We start from the raw sequence: 17,712 nt of genomic DNA, 5'->3' as shown, positions 1-17,712 counted from the left end.
TTCGTTTAAGAGCGGAGGTTCAGGTTCATGAAGCATATCTCATATTATCGTCCCGATACAGACAAGCGGTATCTGGATGAAGTTCAAGACGAAGCCTACTCCCGATCCTCGCTGCATGGGGACGCGTGGGTGGAGATGGAGAGCCGTATTCCTGTCCGTTACATAACGAATGAAGGGCAGAATTCACTAGATATTCGGCATGGTGGTTCAGATAACCAATCCTTGACCAAGGAAACATTGCTGTTATCCGGCGTTTGGCGAATGAAGGGAGGCGAACCGGCCGATGCTGGAGATCCGGCGCCTGCAACCGGTTGGTTTGGACGAAAAGCCCGGATCAGCGAAGGCATGCAGGAACGTTGGTACGAACCCGATCACAATCGAGAGGATTGGCTTGCGATTAGCGTACCCACAACGGTGCAGAGAGCCCTGATCGATCTGGGGCTGATGGACGATCCCCATTGGAACACCAACACCATGGATGAACTGGAACAGCATGGCACACCGGAAGAAACCCCAGTTTGGTTCCGCAGGACACGTGTAGAATGCAAGGAATGGTGGTTCGCTGTAACGTTCGAGCTGCCGGATGATTGGCAAGGAAGAAGGCTTTCCTTGGAGTTCGATGGTATTGACTATTCGGGCACGGTCTTTATCAATGGTTTATCACTGGGGCACCATCAAGGGATGTTCGGTGGCCCGGTTCACGACATCACACAAATGGTTCAATGGAATGAATCCAATGAGGTAGTTGTCCGAATCGATCCCGCACCTCAAAGCTGGAATGGTCTGATGAAGCCAAGTCCAGGTTTTGGCTGGCATTATGGGCACCTCATCTCGTTCGGCATCTGGAAGGATGTGAGGATTGTGGCCCAGCCGGATATTGCTTTGCTTGATCCCTATATAGCAACGCAGTCTTGTACCTCCGATCAAGCTCTGCTTCAACTGGAGTTTACAGTGGAGAGCCATCTTACCAATCGGTCCCCATTAGCTATCGAGGGGTTGATTCGGCTGAAACAATCGGAGAGGGATATGAACTCTTCTGACTCAAATACCAATGGGGATAGGGAAAAGGATGCACACTTTACCTTTTCGATCGAGGTGCCCTATGGTCGGAGCAAATTTGGCACCGTGATTAGGCTGGCCAATCCAAAAGTGTGGTGGCCTTCAGGTTACGGCGAACAGCCGCTGTATGAGCTCGTGCTGCAAGGAACCTCTACAACAGAATTCCCACAGGACATTGAATCTGACATTGAATCTGCTTCTGCGACCAGTTCAGTGTCAGGTCTCATTAAGGTGGGCGAAGTCCGCACTTCGTTTGGCATCCGAACGGTTGAGATGCGTCCCATGCCCGAGACAACGCCGGAAACCGAATACCGCTGGCAATTTGTTATTAATGGAGAACCCATGTTCATTAAAGGCGCCAATTGGTGCTGGCCTGACGTCATGCTGACACAGCAGAAAGGACAGTATGAACGGCTTCTGGAGCTGGCTCGCCGCGGAAATGTGCAAATGCTCCGGGCTTGGGGCGGAGGACTGGTGGAAAGTGATGAATTTTATAAATTGTGTGACGAAAAAGGCATTATGGTCTATCAGGAATTCCCGCTCTGCTGGGGTCCGCCCGATTCTCCCCTGACGGACCTCGGTGTCCTAGATCGTCAGACGGTACTTTCAGTAAAAAGACTAAGAAATCATCCTTCTTTGGTCATGTGGGGCGGAGGCAACGAAAATGGCAAGCATGGCGGTGCAGATGAAGGTCTCTTTTTGGTCGGAAAAAGATGTCGTGAGTTTGATCCATCCCGTCCATTCCATCGAACCGATCCATGGGGTGGCAGCGCACATAACTGGAACGTCTACCATGGCGGGGAGCCGCTCGATGAGGCAATTTTGGCGATGCCTTCGAAATTCTATGGCGAATTTGGCATTCCAAGCCAGACGAACGTTTCAAGCTGTCTCCGCTATATGCCAGAGGAAGCGCTCGAGTTGTTTCCCCCAACCGAAGAAAGCAGGGGCTGGAAGTCACATTTTCACCAGTTCGGTCTGAAGGATGTTATTAAAGTTATGAGATACGCAGCCTATGGACCGATCCGAAACTGGCAGGATTACATCACGTATTCCCAAACAGCTCAAGGCGATGCCATTCGTTGGACTGCTGATATACAGCGAGCGGGAACAGGGAGAGACAAAAGTGGTTTCTGGTATTACAAATTCTCGGATTGTTTTCCTGGACATTCGTGGGCAGTGGTCGATTACTACGGCACAGCCAAGTTGTCTTATTATCGCGCCAAGCAAGCTTCGCGGCCGCAAAATGCCTTTATCACCAGCCCCAAGCTGAATACCTGGGAGCCAGGTGAACGATTCCACGCAGAATTGCATGTGGTGAACGATTCTCGTGAATCTCTTAACAATGCGGCAGTTCAAGTGTTGATGTATAACAGTCAATTAACCGAAGTGATGACTTGGAAGTATCCTGCGTTGAGTGTGAAGCCCGGGCTGGCAGCCTGCATCGATCAGCTGGGAGTAAACTTGCCGGAAAATGAAGCGATTCAGCCGTTCCTGATAGCCATCATGCTCTATGCGAGCAGCGGAGCTCTCATCTCCGATCAGTGGTATTGGTTCAATGCCCAGCCGAAGACAGCAGAGCTGCTGGCGTTTGAGAGAGAACATCAGCATGAAGCAAACGAGTATCCGGGGGATCAAGCCAGGCAGGCGTTTTCATTATACGCTGATCTCCCTGCTGCACCGCTTCGGGAGCTTCCCTCTACCGTGCTTGAATGGTCTATCGAGCGGCAAGATAACGGTGGTATTATTACCATTCGCAATACCGGGAGTGTGCCGGCAATTCGGGTCATCATTCACCATTTTCCCGATGATTGGAGCTGTTATCTGGAGGATAACGATTTTGGAATACAGCCAGGGGAAGAGAGATGTATTCCATTTGAAGCAGGATCCGAAATTCTGCTATCAAGGATGACTGTAAGCGCCTGGAACGCACCCGAGGTGCAGAGGAGTTGTTCAGAAGTGAGCCGCATCCATGGCAAACATGTGGATTGAATGACAGGAGGAGCAGCGATATGACATCATCGAAGGCAACCGAAACACTGAATTCAACGAAGGTGATGAAGAAAGTACAGGATTCAAAGGAGATGGGGGAACACAAGGAAAGCTTAACCTCAGATCAATGGATAGCCAAGTGGATCACCCGGTCAACATCCCTTCCTCTAGATTGGACTTCGTATCAGGCAGAGGTTGTGATTACCGTAAAAGAAGGAGGCGCGGCCTTTCTATTCGGTTATCAGGACGAAGATCATCATTGCGGTATTGAACTGAGTGAGGGTGATCCGAATGAAGGAGCTGCACGGCAGATACGGGCAACCATTTTTCGGATCGAATCCGGTGTGCGCGACACCTTGCAGAAAATCACCCTTCCTGCATCTCAAAAGCAGCCTGAACACATCACACTCAAAGTGAAGAAGGAAGGCGGGGAGTGGGGACTCACTCTAAATCAACAGTACACGTATCGCTGCATGGCAGCGGATTATCAGGGTACGGTGGGTTTTCGCACAACAGGTAGACAGAAGGCTGTTTTCCGCGACTTGAGGCTTACTGGAAAAGATGGACGCATGTTGTATTCCAACCGGTTTTATGATCCGAAAACAACTCATTTCACAGCAGGTGCCATACATCCTTCAGGTAATGGTCTGGTGGTCGAGGGACATATGCTGTCCATTTGTGAGGCTCCGCTTCCGGTAGACAGTCCGTTATTTCGGAAAACGTTTGACATCCCCTCATCCCTACTCCAAGCCAGGCTCCGCATCTATTCGATAGGCTGGTATGAGCTTCGCATTAATGGAGTTCGGGCAGACACCCGAGTTTTGGCACCAGCCAACACACCATACCCACGCAGGATGCTTTATGACACGTACGACGTGACCCATTTGCTTCACGATGGAGAAAATGCACTGGGCGTATGGCTGGGCAACGGTTACCATTTTAACTATTCCCGCTGGGGATGGAAGTGGAACCGGGATAAGGCATTTATCATGCAGTTGGATCTTAGTCTGGAGGACGGCAGCACGCGGACAATCATAACCGACGAATCCTGGTCATCTGCGGCAAGCCCGATTCTTGTCAACGATATCTATGACGGTGAGACTTATGATGCTAGGCAGATGCGTCTAGGTTGGGATGAGTCCGACTTTCTGGAAGACGGAGACTGGTCAATGGCAGTAATCTCTGACCCACCAGTGGGTGAGTTGGAGCCGAATCATCAACCTCCTGTCATACCGTTCGACCCGATACAACCTGTTGCCGTATATAACCCGGTACCCGGTGTGAATGTTTATGATTTTGGTCAAAACATGGCAGGCTGGGTCCGTATTCAGGTAACAGGTCAAGCAGGCAGTGAAGTTCGGCTGAGATACAGTGAGCTGGTAGATGAACAAGGCAACATCAACCCATGGACGAATCGAAACGCCAAAGCGACGGATGTATACATCCTTAACGGGGAAGAAGGGGAGTGCTATGAACCGCGCTTTACATATCATGGATTTCGTTATGTGGAGGTCAGCGGGGAGGCAGGTCAGCTCTCCATAGAGGCTGTTCCGGTTCATGCAGATGTAGAGCAGGCAGGTACCTTTGAATGCTCTGATCAAGGCATCAATAGACTATACAGCAACATTCGGTGGTCCTATCTTAATAATTTGGTGAGCATACCAACGGACTGCTGCCAGCGTGATGAGCGCACCCCATGTCTTATGGATTCTGCTGTGGTTGAGGAAGCGGGGATGCACCATTTCAACACGCATCGTTATTACCGTAAATGGCTTGGAGATATCGTAGACAGCATGACCAATCCGGATTGGAGCGGAGACAAGGTCTCCCTTCCCTGGCATCTCTATATGCACTATAACGACTTGAATACGTTACGTGAAAGTTATCCATTCATGAAGGACTACATTGACCACCTGCATGAGCGATGGCCTGACCATGAAGTAAAAGATGGCTTTGGAGACTGGTGTCCTCCTAACGACGATGGTTGGGAGAACTACTTTCATGAAGTCGAACTTGTAAATACCAGTATCTATTACAAAATCACTTCCATTGTTGCCGAAACGGCTGCAATTCTGGGTGTCCATGCAGATCGTGATTATTATAACGAACTGGCCCGGCAGATTAATCATACCTTCCATCGTCGTTGGTACTCCGGGGAAGGCGTCTACGGCAGTGGTTCCCAGACTGCTCAGCTGATGCCGCTCGCTCTCGGCATGGTGCCAGAAGAACAACGCGTTTTTGCCGTGGACCGTCTAGTGCAAGCTATTGCGGAAAAAGGCGGTCATCTTCACACAGGTATTTATGGCACGAGATATCTGATGGACGTTTTGGCTGATCATGGACATATCGATGTTGCTCTGGAGCTTTTGAACAAGAAGGAGTATCCCGGATTCGGCTATCAAATAGAACGCGGAGCCACCACACTCTGGGAACAATGGAGCGAGAAGGGCGGCATGCATTCCCACGATCATGCAATGTTTGGCGGAATAAGTACTTCCTTTTATACCCGACTTGCAGGCATCAGACCAGAATCCCCTGGCTATGAAAGGATAAGGATTGAACCTGTCATTCCTTCCAAACTGGATGCGGTACGTGCTTCGCTCAGGACAGCATATGGAACCATCGAAGTAGCCTGGAAAAAGAAACACGAATATTTGCATATTCAGATCGTGATTCCTGAAGGATCCGTTGCTACGCTTGTCTTGCCACATGATCTGGTAACAGCAGCTAAGCAGCCCCGTGTTCACGAATTGAAACCGGGACGTCACTCCTTCTCCATTTCGTGTGAACCATCGACTAAAAATACAGTAAAGGGGTCAACGTGATGCTGGACATGACACATCGCTATGAAGGCGGATTTCCCAAAATCGGTATTCGTCCAATCGTGGATCGCCGCAAGCTTGTAAAGGCTGCGTTGGCGGAAAGTACGCTGGAACTTGCCCGTGAGGCTGCGGCCGAGATCACCTCCGTTCTTCGCAATCCGGATGGCTCGCCAGTGCAAGTTGTCATTTATGAACCATGCATCTCCGGAATGACCGAAGCTGCTCGCTGCGCTGAGCAATTTCGCAAGGAAGGTGTTGGCGTGCTTGTCACTGTTGCGAGCGGCTGGTGTTATCCGCTTGAAACCATGGAGACCAACCCTGCCGCACGCGGTATGGGGCTTTAACGGCACGGAACGACCCGGTGCGGTCTACCTGGCTGCACTCCAAGCGGCACATAATCAGAAAGGGCTGCCCATATTCAAGATCTATGGCAAGCATATACAGGACCAGGATGAACGGAAGCTTCCAGAGGACGTACGCGATCAGCTGATTCAGTTCGCACGAGCGGGTATGGCCGCTGCACTGCTGCGAGGCAAATCCTACCTGTCCATTGGCTCTGTCTCCATGGGCATCGCAGGCTGTATTGTTGACGAACATTTCTACCAGCGTTATCTGGGGATGCGCAGCGCCTACGTCGACATGACCGAAGTTAGCCGAAGGCTGGAGAATCATATCTACGACAAGCAGGAATTACAGTCAGCATTAGCCTGGGCTGCACAGCACTGCAAGGAAGGACCGGATCCCAATCCGGAATCGGTACAGATTGATCCAGAGATCAAAAAGAAAAACTGGGAAACCTCCATTGGCATGACACTGATCGTACGTGATCTGATGATTGGCAATCCCAAACTTGCCGAAATGGGATACGAGGAAGAGGCTTATGGTTATAACGCCATTGCATCGGGATTTCAGGGTCAGCGTGAGTGGACCGATTACCAGCCCAGTGCAGATGTCTTGGAAGCTATCCTGTGCAGTTCCTTCGACTGGAATGGCATTCGTGAGCCTTACATGGTTGCAACGGAGAATGACAATCTAAACGCAGTCACGATGCTGTTCAATCACTATTTGTCGCATACCGCTCAGATTTTTGCTGATGTGCGTGCATTCTGGAGTCCAGAGGCAGTGAAACGGGTTACTGGCTGGCAGCCTGACTGCCTGGCCGCTGCTGGTTTCATTCACCTGATCAATTCGGGGCCCGCTGCCCTCGACGGGACGGGGGAACAGAAACGTGAAGGTAAGCCTGTGATGAAACCGCATTGGGAAATTGAGGATCAAGAGGTTCAAGCGTGCCTGGATGCTGTAAGCTGGCGACCAACCTATATGGATCAGTTTGCAGGGGGCGGGTATTCAACCGACTTCACAACGCGAGGTGGCATGCCCGTCACGATGGCACGAATTAACCTGATAGCGGGTTTGGGACCTGTGCTCCAGCTTGCGGAAGGTTACACCGTGGAGTTGCCGGAAGACGTTCATCGTCAATTGGATCTGCGAACTACGCCAACATGGCCGACCACGTGGTTCGTACCCAAGCGGCTAGCGGGTGACCCCATCTTTGATGACGTCTATGGTGTGATGGAAGCATGGGGATCGAATCACTGCGCTGTAAGTTACGGGCATATCGGTGCAGATTTAATTACCCTTGCGAGCATGCTTCGTATTCCGGTTAATATGCACAATATTGAAGCTGATCTCATTTTCCGTCCTAGCGCCTGGTCTGCTTTTGGAACAAAAGACCTGGAGGGAGCCGACTTCAGAGCTTGTTCCGTGTATGGGCCGCTCTATGGATGAGTTGCATACGCATTGTCTGTACATGTGAAATTGCTAATAAGCATTAAATAAGAGAATGTAATCGTTCCCCACACAAGAGAAACATGGTAGTATTTAAGTGCTTTATAGTTATCATGATAAGGAGCGCTTAAATATGATCATCCAATTCATTCGTTTAAGGTAATGACAGGTACAGCTCAGATACCCCGGAATTTTTAGAACAAGATACGGGGTTTGTTTGACTGTGCCTTTTTTCGTTAACCTAAAACGAATGAAAGGGTGCTTTTTTGTGTTCAACAAAAGTAAAAAGCGGATGAGTATTGAGAGAATCAGGGAGTCGCAAGAGATGTTTCGTTGCCCGTTATGCAGTAAATCGATGAGCTTGATTCACTTGCAGAGCTTAATCTGCATGAATCAGCATTGTTTCGATATTGCCAAGCAAGGATATATTAATCTATCCTCACGTTCCAATAAATCTAAGTATGATAGACAAACCTTTGAAACGAGAAGAATAATTAGCCAGAGCGGGCTATTTCATCCCTTGCATGCTGCCGTAAGTGAAATAATCTTGAGTCAAAACATGAGCAAAGAATCAATACGTTTACTGGATGCAGGTTGCGGAGAAGGTTCTCATTTGAACAGCATACAAACCATAATTAATCAGAGAAAACGTAACGCTATATTGGCCGTAGGAATTGATATTTCAAAAGAGGGAATCAGTCTTGCAGCAGCGGAATATTCAAATGCCATGTGGTGTGTTGCAGACATTGCAAACATCCCACTAGCTAACCAGCAATTTAATTTCATCATAAACATTCTATCCCCAGCCAATTATTCCGAGTTCCAGAGATTGCTCACAGATCACGGTTTGGTGATTAAAGTGGTTCCAGAGCAGCATTATCTAAAAGAAATCAGAGATATCCTCTACAAAGGAACAGGTAAACAGGTCTATTCCAATACACCTACCATTCGTTATTTTAACGAACGGTTCGATCTAATAGCGGTTGAAGACATTCAATATCAAGTTAGCCTCAGTGAGCACCTCATTCCACCTTTGCTTGGGATGACTCCGTTATCATGGGGGGCTTCACAAGAGGCCAGAGAACAGATTTTACAGATGGATTTGAGACAAATTACGATGGATTTTAAGATTTTAGTGGGTATGAAACCATCACAGAACTAGGGTCTGCATTTACGATTAACTAATACCAAAGCCTCCATCAAGGCAGCCGATCCATGGATCGGCTGTTTTTTTTGAGCGTTAATCCCAATTTGTGGTACTATCATTGGAATAAGAGCATCTGAAATGATCAAGGGGATGATAAGGTGGGCTCTAGGTTGATGCATTTGTTGATTTCAGATTTTGTGGGCAAGGAGCTGTCCATCAAGCAGCGTGGTGATATGCTCCTTGGCGCCATAGCGCCAGATGCAGCCTCCGAATCGCTATCACCATGACTTTCAATTGTGCAATGCGAAGCTGAATGAGATGTTTATTTCTGAGGGACTGTACGAGGCACTGAATTCCGCTGTATACATACCAGTTATGGATGAACTCGATGAGAAGAATGTATTCGTATTGAAAAAACAGGCGCTGGAGGACTTTAACTATCCAGTGGAACATGTCCAGCAGGAGTTGAGTGTTTTTTCATTAGACGAGATCTTGGCATACATGGAACGCTCCGCCTATCGTGCCTTGGATGTATGTCGATCACAGCTAGGTACAATTCTTACTTAATTGAACCTCTATGCTCTTTTAGGCAAGCGGATAAGCATACTGGCTTTCTTATGGAAAAGGAGAGTAAAAGATGTCTATAACATTTAAGAAATCAACATTACAAGATATTGAAACATTGCTTCTTCTTCAAAAAGCAGCGTTTCAAGAGGATTTGGAAAAGTACGAAGACTTTGAATCTAATCCGGCATGTGAAACCTATGAAAAATTAGCTGAAAATATTAGAAAATATCAACACTTTACCATTGTAGAGGAAAAAACAATTATAGGTGCAATTGATGTACGAGGCAACGATGAGCGCATGCACATTGATAAGGTGTTCATTTCTCCTTCTAATCAGAGTAAGGGCGTAGGTACTGCAGCAATTCAATTTGTGGAATCACATTTTCCGAATACAAAATTATGGACCTTATATACACCGCATTTAAGCTTTCGTAATCATTACTTTTATGAAAAGTTTGGATACCAAAAGACTAAAGAGGTTCAGCTCACTCAAAAGCTGATTTTATTCAGATACGAGAAACGAATAGAGTAATTCAGAAAAAATAGTGACGTAACCGGGCCATCTGATGATGGTCTTTTTATATTGGAGCAGCAGCTCTATGATACATCAGAACGTTTGCCCTCCGAGGTAGGCTTAGTTCACGGTATCTTTCACGACTTGACCTTAGGTCTGACCTAAGGTATATGCTTAGTTCATATGCCACGTAACTGAGGGGGAAAGCAATTGAAAAAGGAAATTACGATCAGCGAGTTAGCGAAACTGATGGGCGTGTCGGTCCATCAAATTCGTTATTTTGAGGAAAAAGGCATATTGTTGCCGTCGTATATCGATGAAAATCAATATCGCATGTATGGGATGAATGAGATTTACCGATTGGCGCATATTTTACTTCTCCGTAAAGTTGGGTTGCCGGTAAAAGCCATCCGGGAATGGAGTGAAGAAGGTACCCCGGATGATATGCAGCAATTGCTTGTACAATCGGTTTCCAAGCTGGAAGCTGAAATAGACAGGCTTCGATCGTTAAGCGGCTTTATCCGTAAAGTGCTGGACGAGAACGAGCACTACGGACAGGAGGGCACTTCCTTTCAGGTTATTCAACGTGATCAGCTTGTCCTGACTACATGGTTCGAGACGCACATGGAGAGTGAATTGGATGCTCGAATGTTGGTTCAGGAGGGGGATACGCTGCCAGAGTTATTTGAAGCGGACATACATTACGTTTATGAGGGAGACGACCGTGTATTGCTATGCACTGAAGTGCATGACGTGAAAGGCGATATCGCTTTGCCAGCAGGCGAATACTTATCTTACCGGTTTACAGTACATGGCGAAGAAGACCTGGAGCAGCACTTCAGTCAATTCCAGGCCTTTGCTGACCGCAGTGGCTTCATACTACATGGTTCACGGATTCTGGCGGAGAAGTCATATCTCTCGCTGTTCACCCAAGAAAGCTTATATTATGAATTGTTTGCACGTATTGAACATAAAGGCAGCGATGCAGTGGGTGGTGACGGAAAACGATGATCATCCGTCCTGTCGTTCAGATGGAGCGAATGAAAGAGGAACATCAAGCTTCGGTCAGCCAGCTGTTATTTCAAGGGTTTTGCAGCAAATTCGGTGCACATTTGAATAACGCACAAATGATGATGTTGTTTGAAATGTGTCTCTCGCTGGATGAACAACAGGGGAAAAGCGAGCGCATCGTTGCCATGAAGGAAGACGCCATCCTCGGCAGCTTGAGCCTTCAGTTAAAGGCTCGGTCAGGTGAGTTCCGTTCGAGTATTACAGTAACAGAACTGCTTCCCTTGTGGAAAGGAATTCAAGACGTTGGGTGGCGGAGAGCAATCGGTTTTGCCCTACGATTGGCATGTTTGAGCCATCGTCCGGTACGTGGAGAAATGTATATTGCCGATCTAACCGTCCATGAACGGTTTCGGGGAACTGGAGTAGGCCGAGCGATGCTGGAATGGACCCTTCGCGAAGCATCTACAAGGACGGGAGTACGATATGCAAGCTTGCATGTGTCAGGCAGTAACCTCGGAGCCAAACGACTGTATGAGCGCATGGGATTCCGCACGCTTGAAGTACAGCGCAGCTCCTTCATGACATGGTTGTTTGACGAACCGGAATGGAATTACATGATCCATGAAGGATAGCCATTTTTAAGAGGAAGGGATGTAGAAAAAAACGTGAAGAAAAAATGGGGAACGATGCTCTTGATTATCCTGCTGCTGATAGGAGGGACGGGTACAATTATTTTATGGCAAAATAGCTTTGACATGGTCCAACGAGCGGTGCAAATAGATACGCCCCAAGGTCAATTGACGGGGGTGTTAACGCTTCCCGTGAAATACAGCGGCAAAGTGGGTTTAGTATTATTCATACATGGCGACGGGCCGATCGACGCGACACACAACGACGGCTATAAACCGCTGTGGGAGCGGCTTGCTGGGCTTGGTTATGCTTCACTGTCGCTGAACAAGAGGGGAATCGGCGGATCAGAAGGCAGCTGGCTTGACCAGCATATGGATGATCGGGTAGAGGAAGCACGGCAGGCACTGGCGTGGGCTAGGCAGCAACCGGAAATCGACGCGAGTCGCATGGGTGTATGGGGCGCAAGTCAGGCAGGATGGGTCATTCCCAAGCTGGCTGGCAAAGAACGGCTAGCCTTCAGCATTCTGGTCTCTCCAGCAATCAACTGGCTGAAGCAGGGAGAGTACAACACACGGAGTGAAATGGCTAAGGAAGGACGCCCAATGAATGAGATTGAGCAACAGGTTAATGAGAATAACCGGATTAAGAAGCTGCTGATCGCAGGCAGTTCCTATGAAGAATATGTGAGCCTCGCTGGGCAAGAAGATGCCATGTCCAGTGAACGCTGGAGATTCGTGAGCCGCAACTACACTGCCGATGCAACAAACGATATCGCGAATTTTGAGTCCCCTGTCCTGCTAATGCTCGGCGATCAGGATACAAACGTCGACGTGCAGGAAACGGAGAGGGTTTACAGGGAGCATGTATCGCCATCGGAATTATTACGAGTCAAACTCCTGCCAGACACAGAGCACTCCATGCTGTCCGTCTGTACGGCCGAATCACCGGCGCGTGCATTATTAATCAGTTTGTTTGCACCGCGTAACATTACAGTGAAGGGATATATGGATGAAATCGAGGATTTTCTGCGATCCATTACTCCAAAGAAATAATTCCGTGAACGTCTTACTATGATAAAATGAATGCAGTTTGGATGATGGATAAGCGGAGGATAGAAGTATGAATAAAACGGAGCGGCATCTTGCAATTACCCTTGAATTACAGCGCAGCAAAACGCTAAGGGCAGAAGATCTGGCTTCCCGGTTTGAGACAAGTGTACGAACGATATATCGGGATATGCAAGCACTAAGCGAAGCTGGGGTGCCAATAATAGGAGCACCTGGTCAGGGTTACTCTCTAATGGAAGGATATTTTCTCCCCCCAGTTAGCTTTACAGCCGAAGAAGCCGTAGCCCTGCTCATGGGGGCAGATTTTATTGAACAGAGATTGGATCATACATACGCACATGAAGCCAAATCGGCTCAACGTAAAATTGAAGCTATTTTGCCAGAATCGGTTCGAAATGAATCTACACGTGTTCGGGAAACCATGCGACTCCTTCATGGAAGTGATCCCTTAACTGGGGAGACGGTTAAAACGTACGTTAAGCAAATACGCAGCGCCATTTTGGAAAAGCACAAGATTCGTTTTATGTACCGTAAAAAAATGCCGGGGCCAGACGGGAATCGAAGCAATCTCCGGGAGGTTTCTCCATATGGATTATCCCTTTTGCATGAGCATTGGGTTTTAATCGCACACTGCGATATGCGACAAGATATTCGTCATTTCCGACTGTCCCGAATGACGGAACTTCACGTATTGGAGGATCGCTTCCTTTTACCGGATGGTTTTGACCTAAGCAAATATCGGCCGTCTGATGATCGGAATGTACGGGTATTGATCAGGGCAAACCCTGAAATAGCAGACAAGATTATAGAGGGAGTCAACTTCTATATTGAAGCCATAGAGGATCATGTGGACGGTGTGAATTTTCATTTTCGTGTCCGGCATACGGAAGAACTATTGCATCATCTGCTTGGATGGGGTGGGGATGTTCAAGTGATTGAGCCGGAGTCTCTGCGCATGCGAATTCAAGAAGCTGCGAAAAATATTCTAAAACACTACTGACATACCCCTGTCAGTAGTGTTTTTTTATACTTTGATTATATCTAAGATGAAAAGGGGTTGCTGAAAAGATGAAAAACACACTTATTGTATTAAAATCTTTTGAAAATGCGGTAGAGAGGTATTTGGCTGAATTGAAACAGTTCGATATGGAGCAATTACATAGAAAGACGGATGAGGAGGAATGGTCCATTGGTCAGATGTATATGCATTTAATTCAATCAGCACTCTTTATGCACCTGCCTAATATAAAACAATGTTTGGTTCAGAGCGAACCATCGGTACATTCGAATAAGGGAAAAACGGAGCTGGGGGAAAGCGTATTCGAGCAAGGACAATTTCCGGCCATTCGAATTAAAGTCCCTGCTTCACCGCAGTACACTCCGAAGTCACCGGAGAACATGGAGCAATTGGTTGAAGGGTTGCATCAAGTCATCGCAGGAATGAGGGAGATGGAAGCTGTTTTACGTCCATCGCCAGTAACGGATAAGATCATTCATCCAAGCCTTGGCGCACTGGACGCTCAGGAATGGTTTTTATTGATCGAAATGCATTACAGACATCACTTTTTGCAAATGGATCGTTTGAAGTTGGATTTAGGCATTGGGCTGAGAGAAGGGGAAATCTAATGTCGGTTATAACAAATCAGACAAGCAGATATTGGATTGGCGTTGTTTCTGCTTCTCATGTCAATGCAGCCATAGAAGGCGGATTTGCACAGTTGTGTCACGGCAAGGCAGTATCACTGCGTCTGATGTCCCCAGGTGATTGGCTGATATACTATTCTCCGCGCACAGACATGTCGACAGGGAAGCCGCTCCAGGCATTTACCGCTATTGGCCAGGTGAAGGACAGCCCGGTCTACAAATATCAAATGACGGAATCATTTGTACCCTTCCGCCGGGATATCCGTTATGTTCCGTGTCGGGAAGTAAAGATTGCCTCTCTATTAAACGAACTCGACTTTACACGCGGAAATCGAAATTGGGGATTTACATTCCGCAAAGGACACTTTGAAATTGGGGCGGAAGATTTCATGACAATCGCTGCCTCCATGATTGATCATGAGGACTTTCAAATTTGATAGGAATGTGATTATTGCTATTTGAAGTATTGCTTGCGAAATTGCAGCGGAGAAGAGCCGAATTCCTGTTTGAAGCAGGACGAGAAATACGGGGAATAACGGAAGCCCACTTCCTCCGCGACCCGGTCAATGGACCAGTCGGTTGTGACCAGAAGTCGTTTGGCTCTCTCCAGCCGAAACTGCTGCAGATAATCGGATGGTGTACATCCGTATCTCGATTTCATGCATCGTACAATATAATTCGGATGAAAGTGCAGGGCGGACGCGATGGCTTCATTCGTTATTTTCTCCCGATAATTAGCTTGAAGGTAAGCTACAGTCCGTTCAGCCAATCGGGAAGTCACCGAATCCGTTCTGCCGAAACATTCTTCTTCAAGCAAGCTGAGCAGTTCTCCGAGAAGCTGCTGTTCCTGCCAAAAGGAAAGCGTGGACGGCTGGGTGAGCAGCTGTTCTACCATACCGAACACGGTACGTGAGTCAGGCAAATGCATGTATTTAGGCAATCGCAGCGTGTAAGGGTTAATAAATGGCCTGGTTGTGTAAGGTGATGTATGGTTCTCCACTTCCTCTGCCACTAATGCATCCCGTCTTGGTGCATGCTCAAAGTGAACCCAGTAAAAAACGGTATCCTGATCGCAAGGTCGGATCGGATAATGTTCTCCATCAGGCAGCAGCAGCAGCATGTCTCCCTCGGTTAGTGTCCATTGTGATCCGTTCTCGCCGATATACATCTCTCCGCGGACAAGGATCAGCAAATCATACGCCCCGATGTTGCTGCGATGGGGATGCTGGTCCCCGCTTTTATACTCTGTCAGGCCTGATCCCAAATAATAGGGGAGCGGGGGCATATGAAGTTCAATCATGGTGTCTTCACCCAGAACATTCGCATCCTTTCGCTTGTGTCATATTTTATAGAAAATGGTTCATTCCATTCCTATTAAGTCGGTTATACCAAGCATATAATTGAGTTCGTAAAGAGTCAATTAATATAGGAGGTACTACTGATGCAGACAACACAGGTTCATATCCGGGACTCATTTTGGGAGGATTATTCCGCACTGGTACGTCAAACCGTCATACCCTATCAATGGGAGGCATTGAATGATCGTATCGAAGGGGCGGAACCCAGCTATGCCATTCGCAATTTCCGAATTGCTGCCGGTCTGGAACAGGGAGAATTCGGCGGATGGGTGTTTCAGGATAGCGATTTATATAAATGGTTGGAAGCGGTTGCTTATTCGCTGCGGAGTCATCCTGATCCCGAATTGGAGAACACCGCAGATGGGGCAATCGACCTCATCGGGCAGGCTCAGCGGGATGACGGATATATCAATACTTATTTTACAATCAAGGAACCGGGCAAAGAGTGGACAAACCTGTATGAAGCCCACGAACTGTACTGTGCCGGACACCTGATCGAAGCTGCGGTGGCCTACGCTGATGCAACGGGCAAACGTAAGCTGCTGGACATTGCCTGCCGTTTCGCTGACTTAATCGACAATCTCTTCGGTACGGGAGAGAACCAGAAACGGGCATACTGCGGGCACCAGGAGATTGAACTGGCTCTTGTCAAGTTATATCATGCAACCGGTGAGGAACGTTATTTAAATCTAAGCCAATATTTCATTGATGAGCGGGGCAGCAGCCCAAGTTATTTCATCCAGGAATGGGAACGGGGAGGCAGAACAAACATCTGGTCGCACGGTTCGCCGAATTTGGAAATGTACCAATCCCATCTTCCGGTACGGGAACAGACAGCAGCCGTTGGGCACGCCGTACGTGCCGTTTATATGTATACGGCCATGGCCGATCTCGCCCGTTTGACGAAGGATGAGGGCTTGCGAGCAGCGTGCGAACGGCTGTGGGCCAATACAACTCGCAAACAGATGTACATTACGGGAGGCATCGGCGCGACACATTTGGGCGAGGCATTCACTTTCGATTATGATCTGCCGAATGACGCGGTGTACGCGGAAACTTGCGCATCCATCGGACTGATCTTCTGGGCTCGCCGCATGCTTCGTCTGGAGGCGAAGAGTGAGTATGCGGACGTGATGGAACGTGCGCTGTACAACAACGTGCTTGGCAGCATGTCCAAGGACGGCAAACACTTTTTCTATGTCAACCCGCTTGAAGTATGGCCAGAGGCCAGCATGCGCAATCCGGACAAGCATCATGTGAAACCGGTCCGTCAGAAGTGGTTCGGCTGTTCATGCTGCCCGCCAAACGTCGCGCGATTGCTCAGCTCGCTGAACGATTATATTTATGATGTCTCTGCGGAAGGGAACACGGTTCATGTTCATTTATACATTGGCAGTACGGTAGAATTTACGTCTGCCGAAGGCAGGAAAGTCAAGCTGAGTCAACAATCCGAGCTTCCATGGAACGGAAAAATCAACTTCAATATCTCGCTTGCTCCAGACAGCTCAGATGGTGCTGCATTCACACTCGCACTCAGAATTCCCAACTGGTTCCAGAGTGTCCAGCCTGTTTTGCGAGTGAATGGCGAAGAGCAGGCATATACATTGAACAATGGTTATGCTCATATCCAACGACTTTGGTCGGAAGGAGATTCATTAGAGTGGTTACTGCCATTTGAAACACACTTGATAGAAGCTCATCCGCAGATTCGAGCTGATGCAGGCAAAGCAGCCATTCAGCGCGGACCACTTGTATATTGCGTGGAAGAGGCGGATAACGGAGCGCCGCTGGCTTCATTATCCATTGCCGAAGCAGCGAACTTAACGGAGCGCGATGCACCGGAATTACTTGGCGGATGCGTTGTTGTCGAGGGCGACGGACTGACTACGGATGGGTCAGCATGGCCGGAGGATCAACTGTACCAAGCGATCCGCAAACCTCGCATGCCGGTACGTTTTACCGCCATTCCTTATTATCTGTGGGGGAACCGTGAACCGGGTGAAATGAGCGTCTGGCTGCGCAGCTGAAGTGTGGGTCATCGAAGCAGCTCCACTGTTTGAAGAGGTTGAATGGCACCTGAACATAACGCGTGGTTTCAATATTGGCAGGACAGAAG

13 protein-coding genes and 1 pseudogene are annotated in these 17,712 nt (G+C 48.2%); 13 read left to right on the top strand and 1 reads right to left on the bottom strand.

The features are described 5' to 3' along the window. Positions 1 to 27: 27 nt before the first annotated feature. From AC3RCI_RS16735 to AC3RCI_RS16680, 12 genes and pseudogenes are all read left to right on the top strand, one after another. Entirely contained in the window at positions 28 to 3,048 is a 3,021-nt protein-coding gene (locus tag AC3RCI_RS16735; RefSeq protein ID WP_492525620.1) for a glycoside hydrolase family 2 protein, read from the top strand. A gap of 20 nt (positions 3,049 to 3,068) precedes the next feature. Then, positions 3,069 to 5,873, top strand: a complete 2,805-nt coding sequence (locus tag AC3RCI_RS16730) for a family 78 glycoside hydrolase catalytic domain (protein ID WP_492525618.1) — start codon at positions 3,069 to 3,071, stop codon at positions 5,871 to 5,873. After that, positions 5,873 to 7,658, top strand: a pseudogene (locus AC3RCI_RS16725) (L-fucose isomerase). The gene AC3RCI_RS16730 and the pseudogene AC3RCI_RS16725 overlap by 1 nt, the downstream one beginning before the upstream one ends. A 268-nt stretch (positions 7,659 to 7,926) precedes the next feature. Next, the gene (locus AC3RCI_RS16720; RefSeq protein WP_492525616.1) at positions 7,927 to 8,820 is read left to right on the top strand and encodes a putative RNA methyltransferase; all 894 of its coding nucleotides are present in this window, start codon (positions 7,927 to 7,929) and stop codon (positions 8,818 to 8,820) included. A 303-nt stretch (positions 8,821 to 9,123) separates the two neighbouring features. Further along, positions 9,124 to 9,372: a hypothetical protein gene (locus AC3RCI_RS16715; protein ID WP_492525614.1), complete on the top strand. Its 249-nt coding sequence runs from the start codon at positions 9,124 to 9,126 to the stop codon at positions 9,370 to 9,372. Positions 9,373 to 9,442: 70 nt separating this feature from the next. After that, positions 9,443 to 9,904, top strand: coding sequence for a GNAT family N-acetyltransferase (locus AC3RCI_RS16710; protein ID WP_492525612.1), 462 nt, complete (start codon positions 9,443 to 9,445; stop codon positions 9,902 to 9,904). A gap of 192 nt (positions 9,905 to 10,096) precedes the next feature. After that, positions 10,097 to 10,897, top strand: coding sequence for a helix-turn-helix domain-containing protein (locus AC3RCI_RS16705; RefSeq protein WP_492525610.1), 801 nt, complete (start codon positions 10,097 to 10,099; stop codon positions 10,895 to 10,897). Continuing rightward, on the top strand, positions 10,894 to 11,529 hold the full coding sequence (locus tag AC3RCI_RS16700) for a GNAT family N-acetyltransferase (protein WP_492525608.1): 636 nt from the start codon (positions 10,894 to 10,896) through the stop codon (positions 11,527 to 11,529). Before AC3RCI_RS16705 ends, AC3RCI_RS16700 begins: the two co-directional genes overlap by 4 nt. A 33-nt stretch (positions 11,530 to 11,562) precedes the next feature. Further along, a complete protein-coding gene (locus tag AC3RCI_RS16695) occupies positions 11,563 to 12,579 on the top strand; it encodes an alpha/beta hydrolase family protein (RefSeq protein WP_492525606.1) in 1,017 nt (338 codons plus the stop codon). Positions 12,580 to 12,646: 67 nt separating this feature from the next. Beyond that, positions 12,647 to 13,594: a helix-turn-helix transcriptional regulator gene (locus AC3RCI_RS16690; RefSeq protein WP_492525604.1), complete on the top strand. Its 948-nt coding sequence runs from the start codon at positions 12,647 to 12,649 to the stop codon at positions 13,592 to 13,594. Positions 13,595 to 13,662: 68 nt separating this feature from the next. Then, complete coding sequence (locus AC3RCI_RS16685) at positions 13,663 to 14,220, top strand: DinB family protein (protein WP_492525602.1); 558 nt, start codon at positions 13,663 to 13,665, stop codon at positions 14,218 to 14,220. Further along, the gene (locus AC3RCI_RS16680; RefSeq protein WP_492525600.1) at positions 14,220 to 14,675 is read left to right on the top strand and encodes an EVE domain-containing protein; all 456 of its coding nucleotides are present in this window, start codon (positions 14,220 to 14,222) and stop codon (positions 14,673 to 14,675) included. Before AC3RCI_RS16685 ends, AC3RCI_RS16680 begins: the two co-directional genes overlap by 1 nt. A gap of 17 nt (positions 14,676 to 14,692) precedes the next feature. Here the strand turns inward: AC3RCI_RS16680 and AC3RCI_RS16675 are convergent, their stop codons facing one another. Continuing rightward, positions 14,693 to 15,538, bottom strand: a complete 846-nt coding sequence (locus tag AC3RCI_RS16675; RefSeq protein WP_492525598.1) for an AraC family transcriptional regulator — start codon at positions 15,536 to 15,538, stop codon at positions 14,693 to 14,695. A gap of 141 nt (positions 15,539 to 15,679) precedes the next feature. On the opposite strand from AC3RCI_RS16675, the gene AC3RCI_RS16670 reads away from it, so the two are divergent. Further along, on the top strand, positions 15,680 to 17,623 hold the full coding sequence (locus AC3RCI_RS16670; protein WP_492525596.1) for a glycoside hydrolase family 127 protein: 1,944 nt from the start codon (positions 15,680 to 15,682) through the stop codon (positions 17,621 to 17,623). Positions 17,624 to 17,712 lie beyond the last annotated feature (89 nt).

This window comes from Paenibacillus sp. MT124, assembly GCF_058792755.1.
The sequence above is the reverse complement of the archived record's forward strand: the minus strand, read 5'-3'. Positions and strand labels throughout refer to the sequence as shown.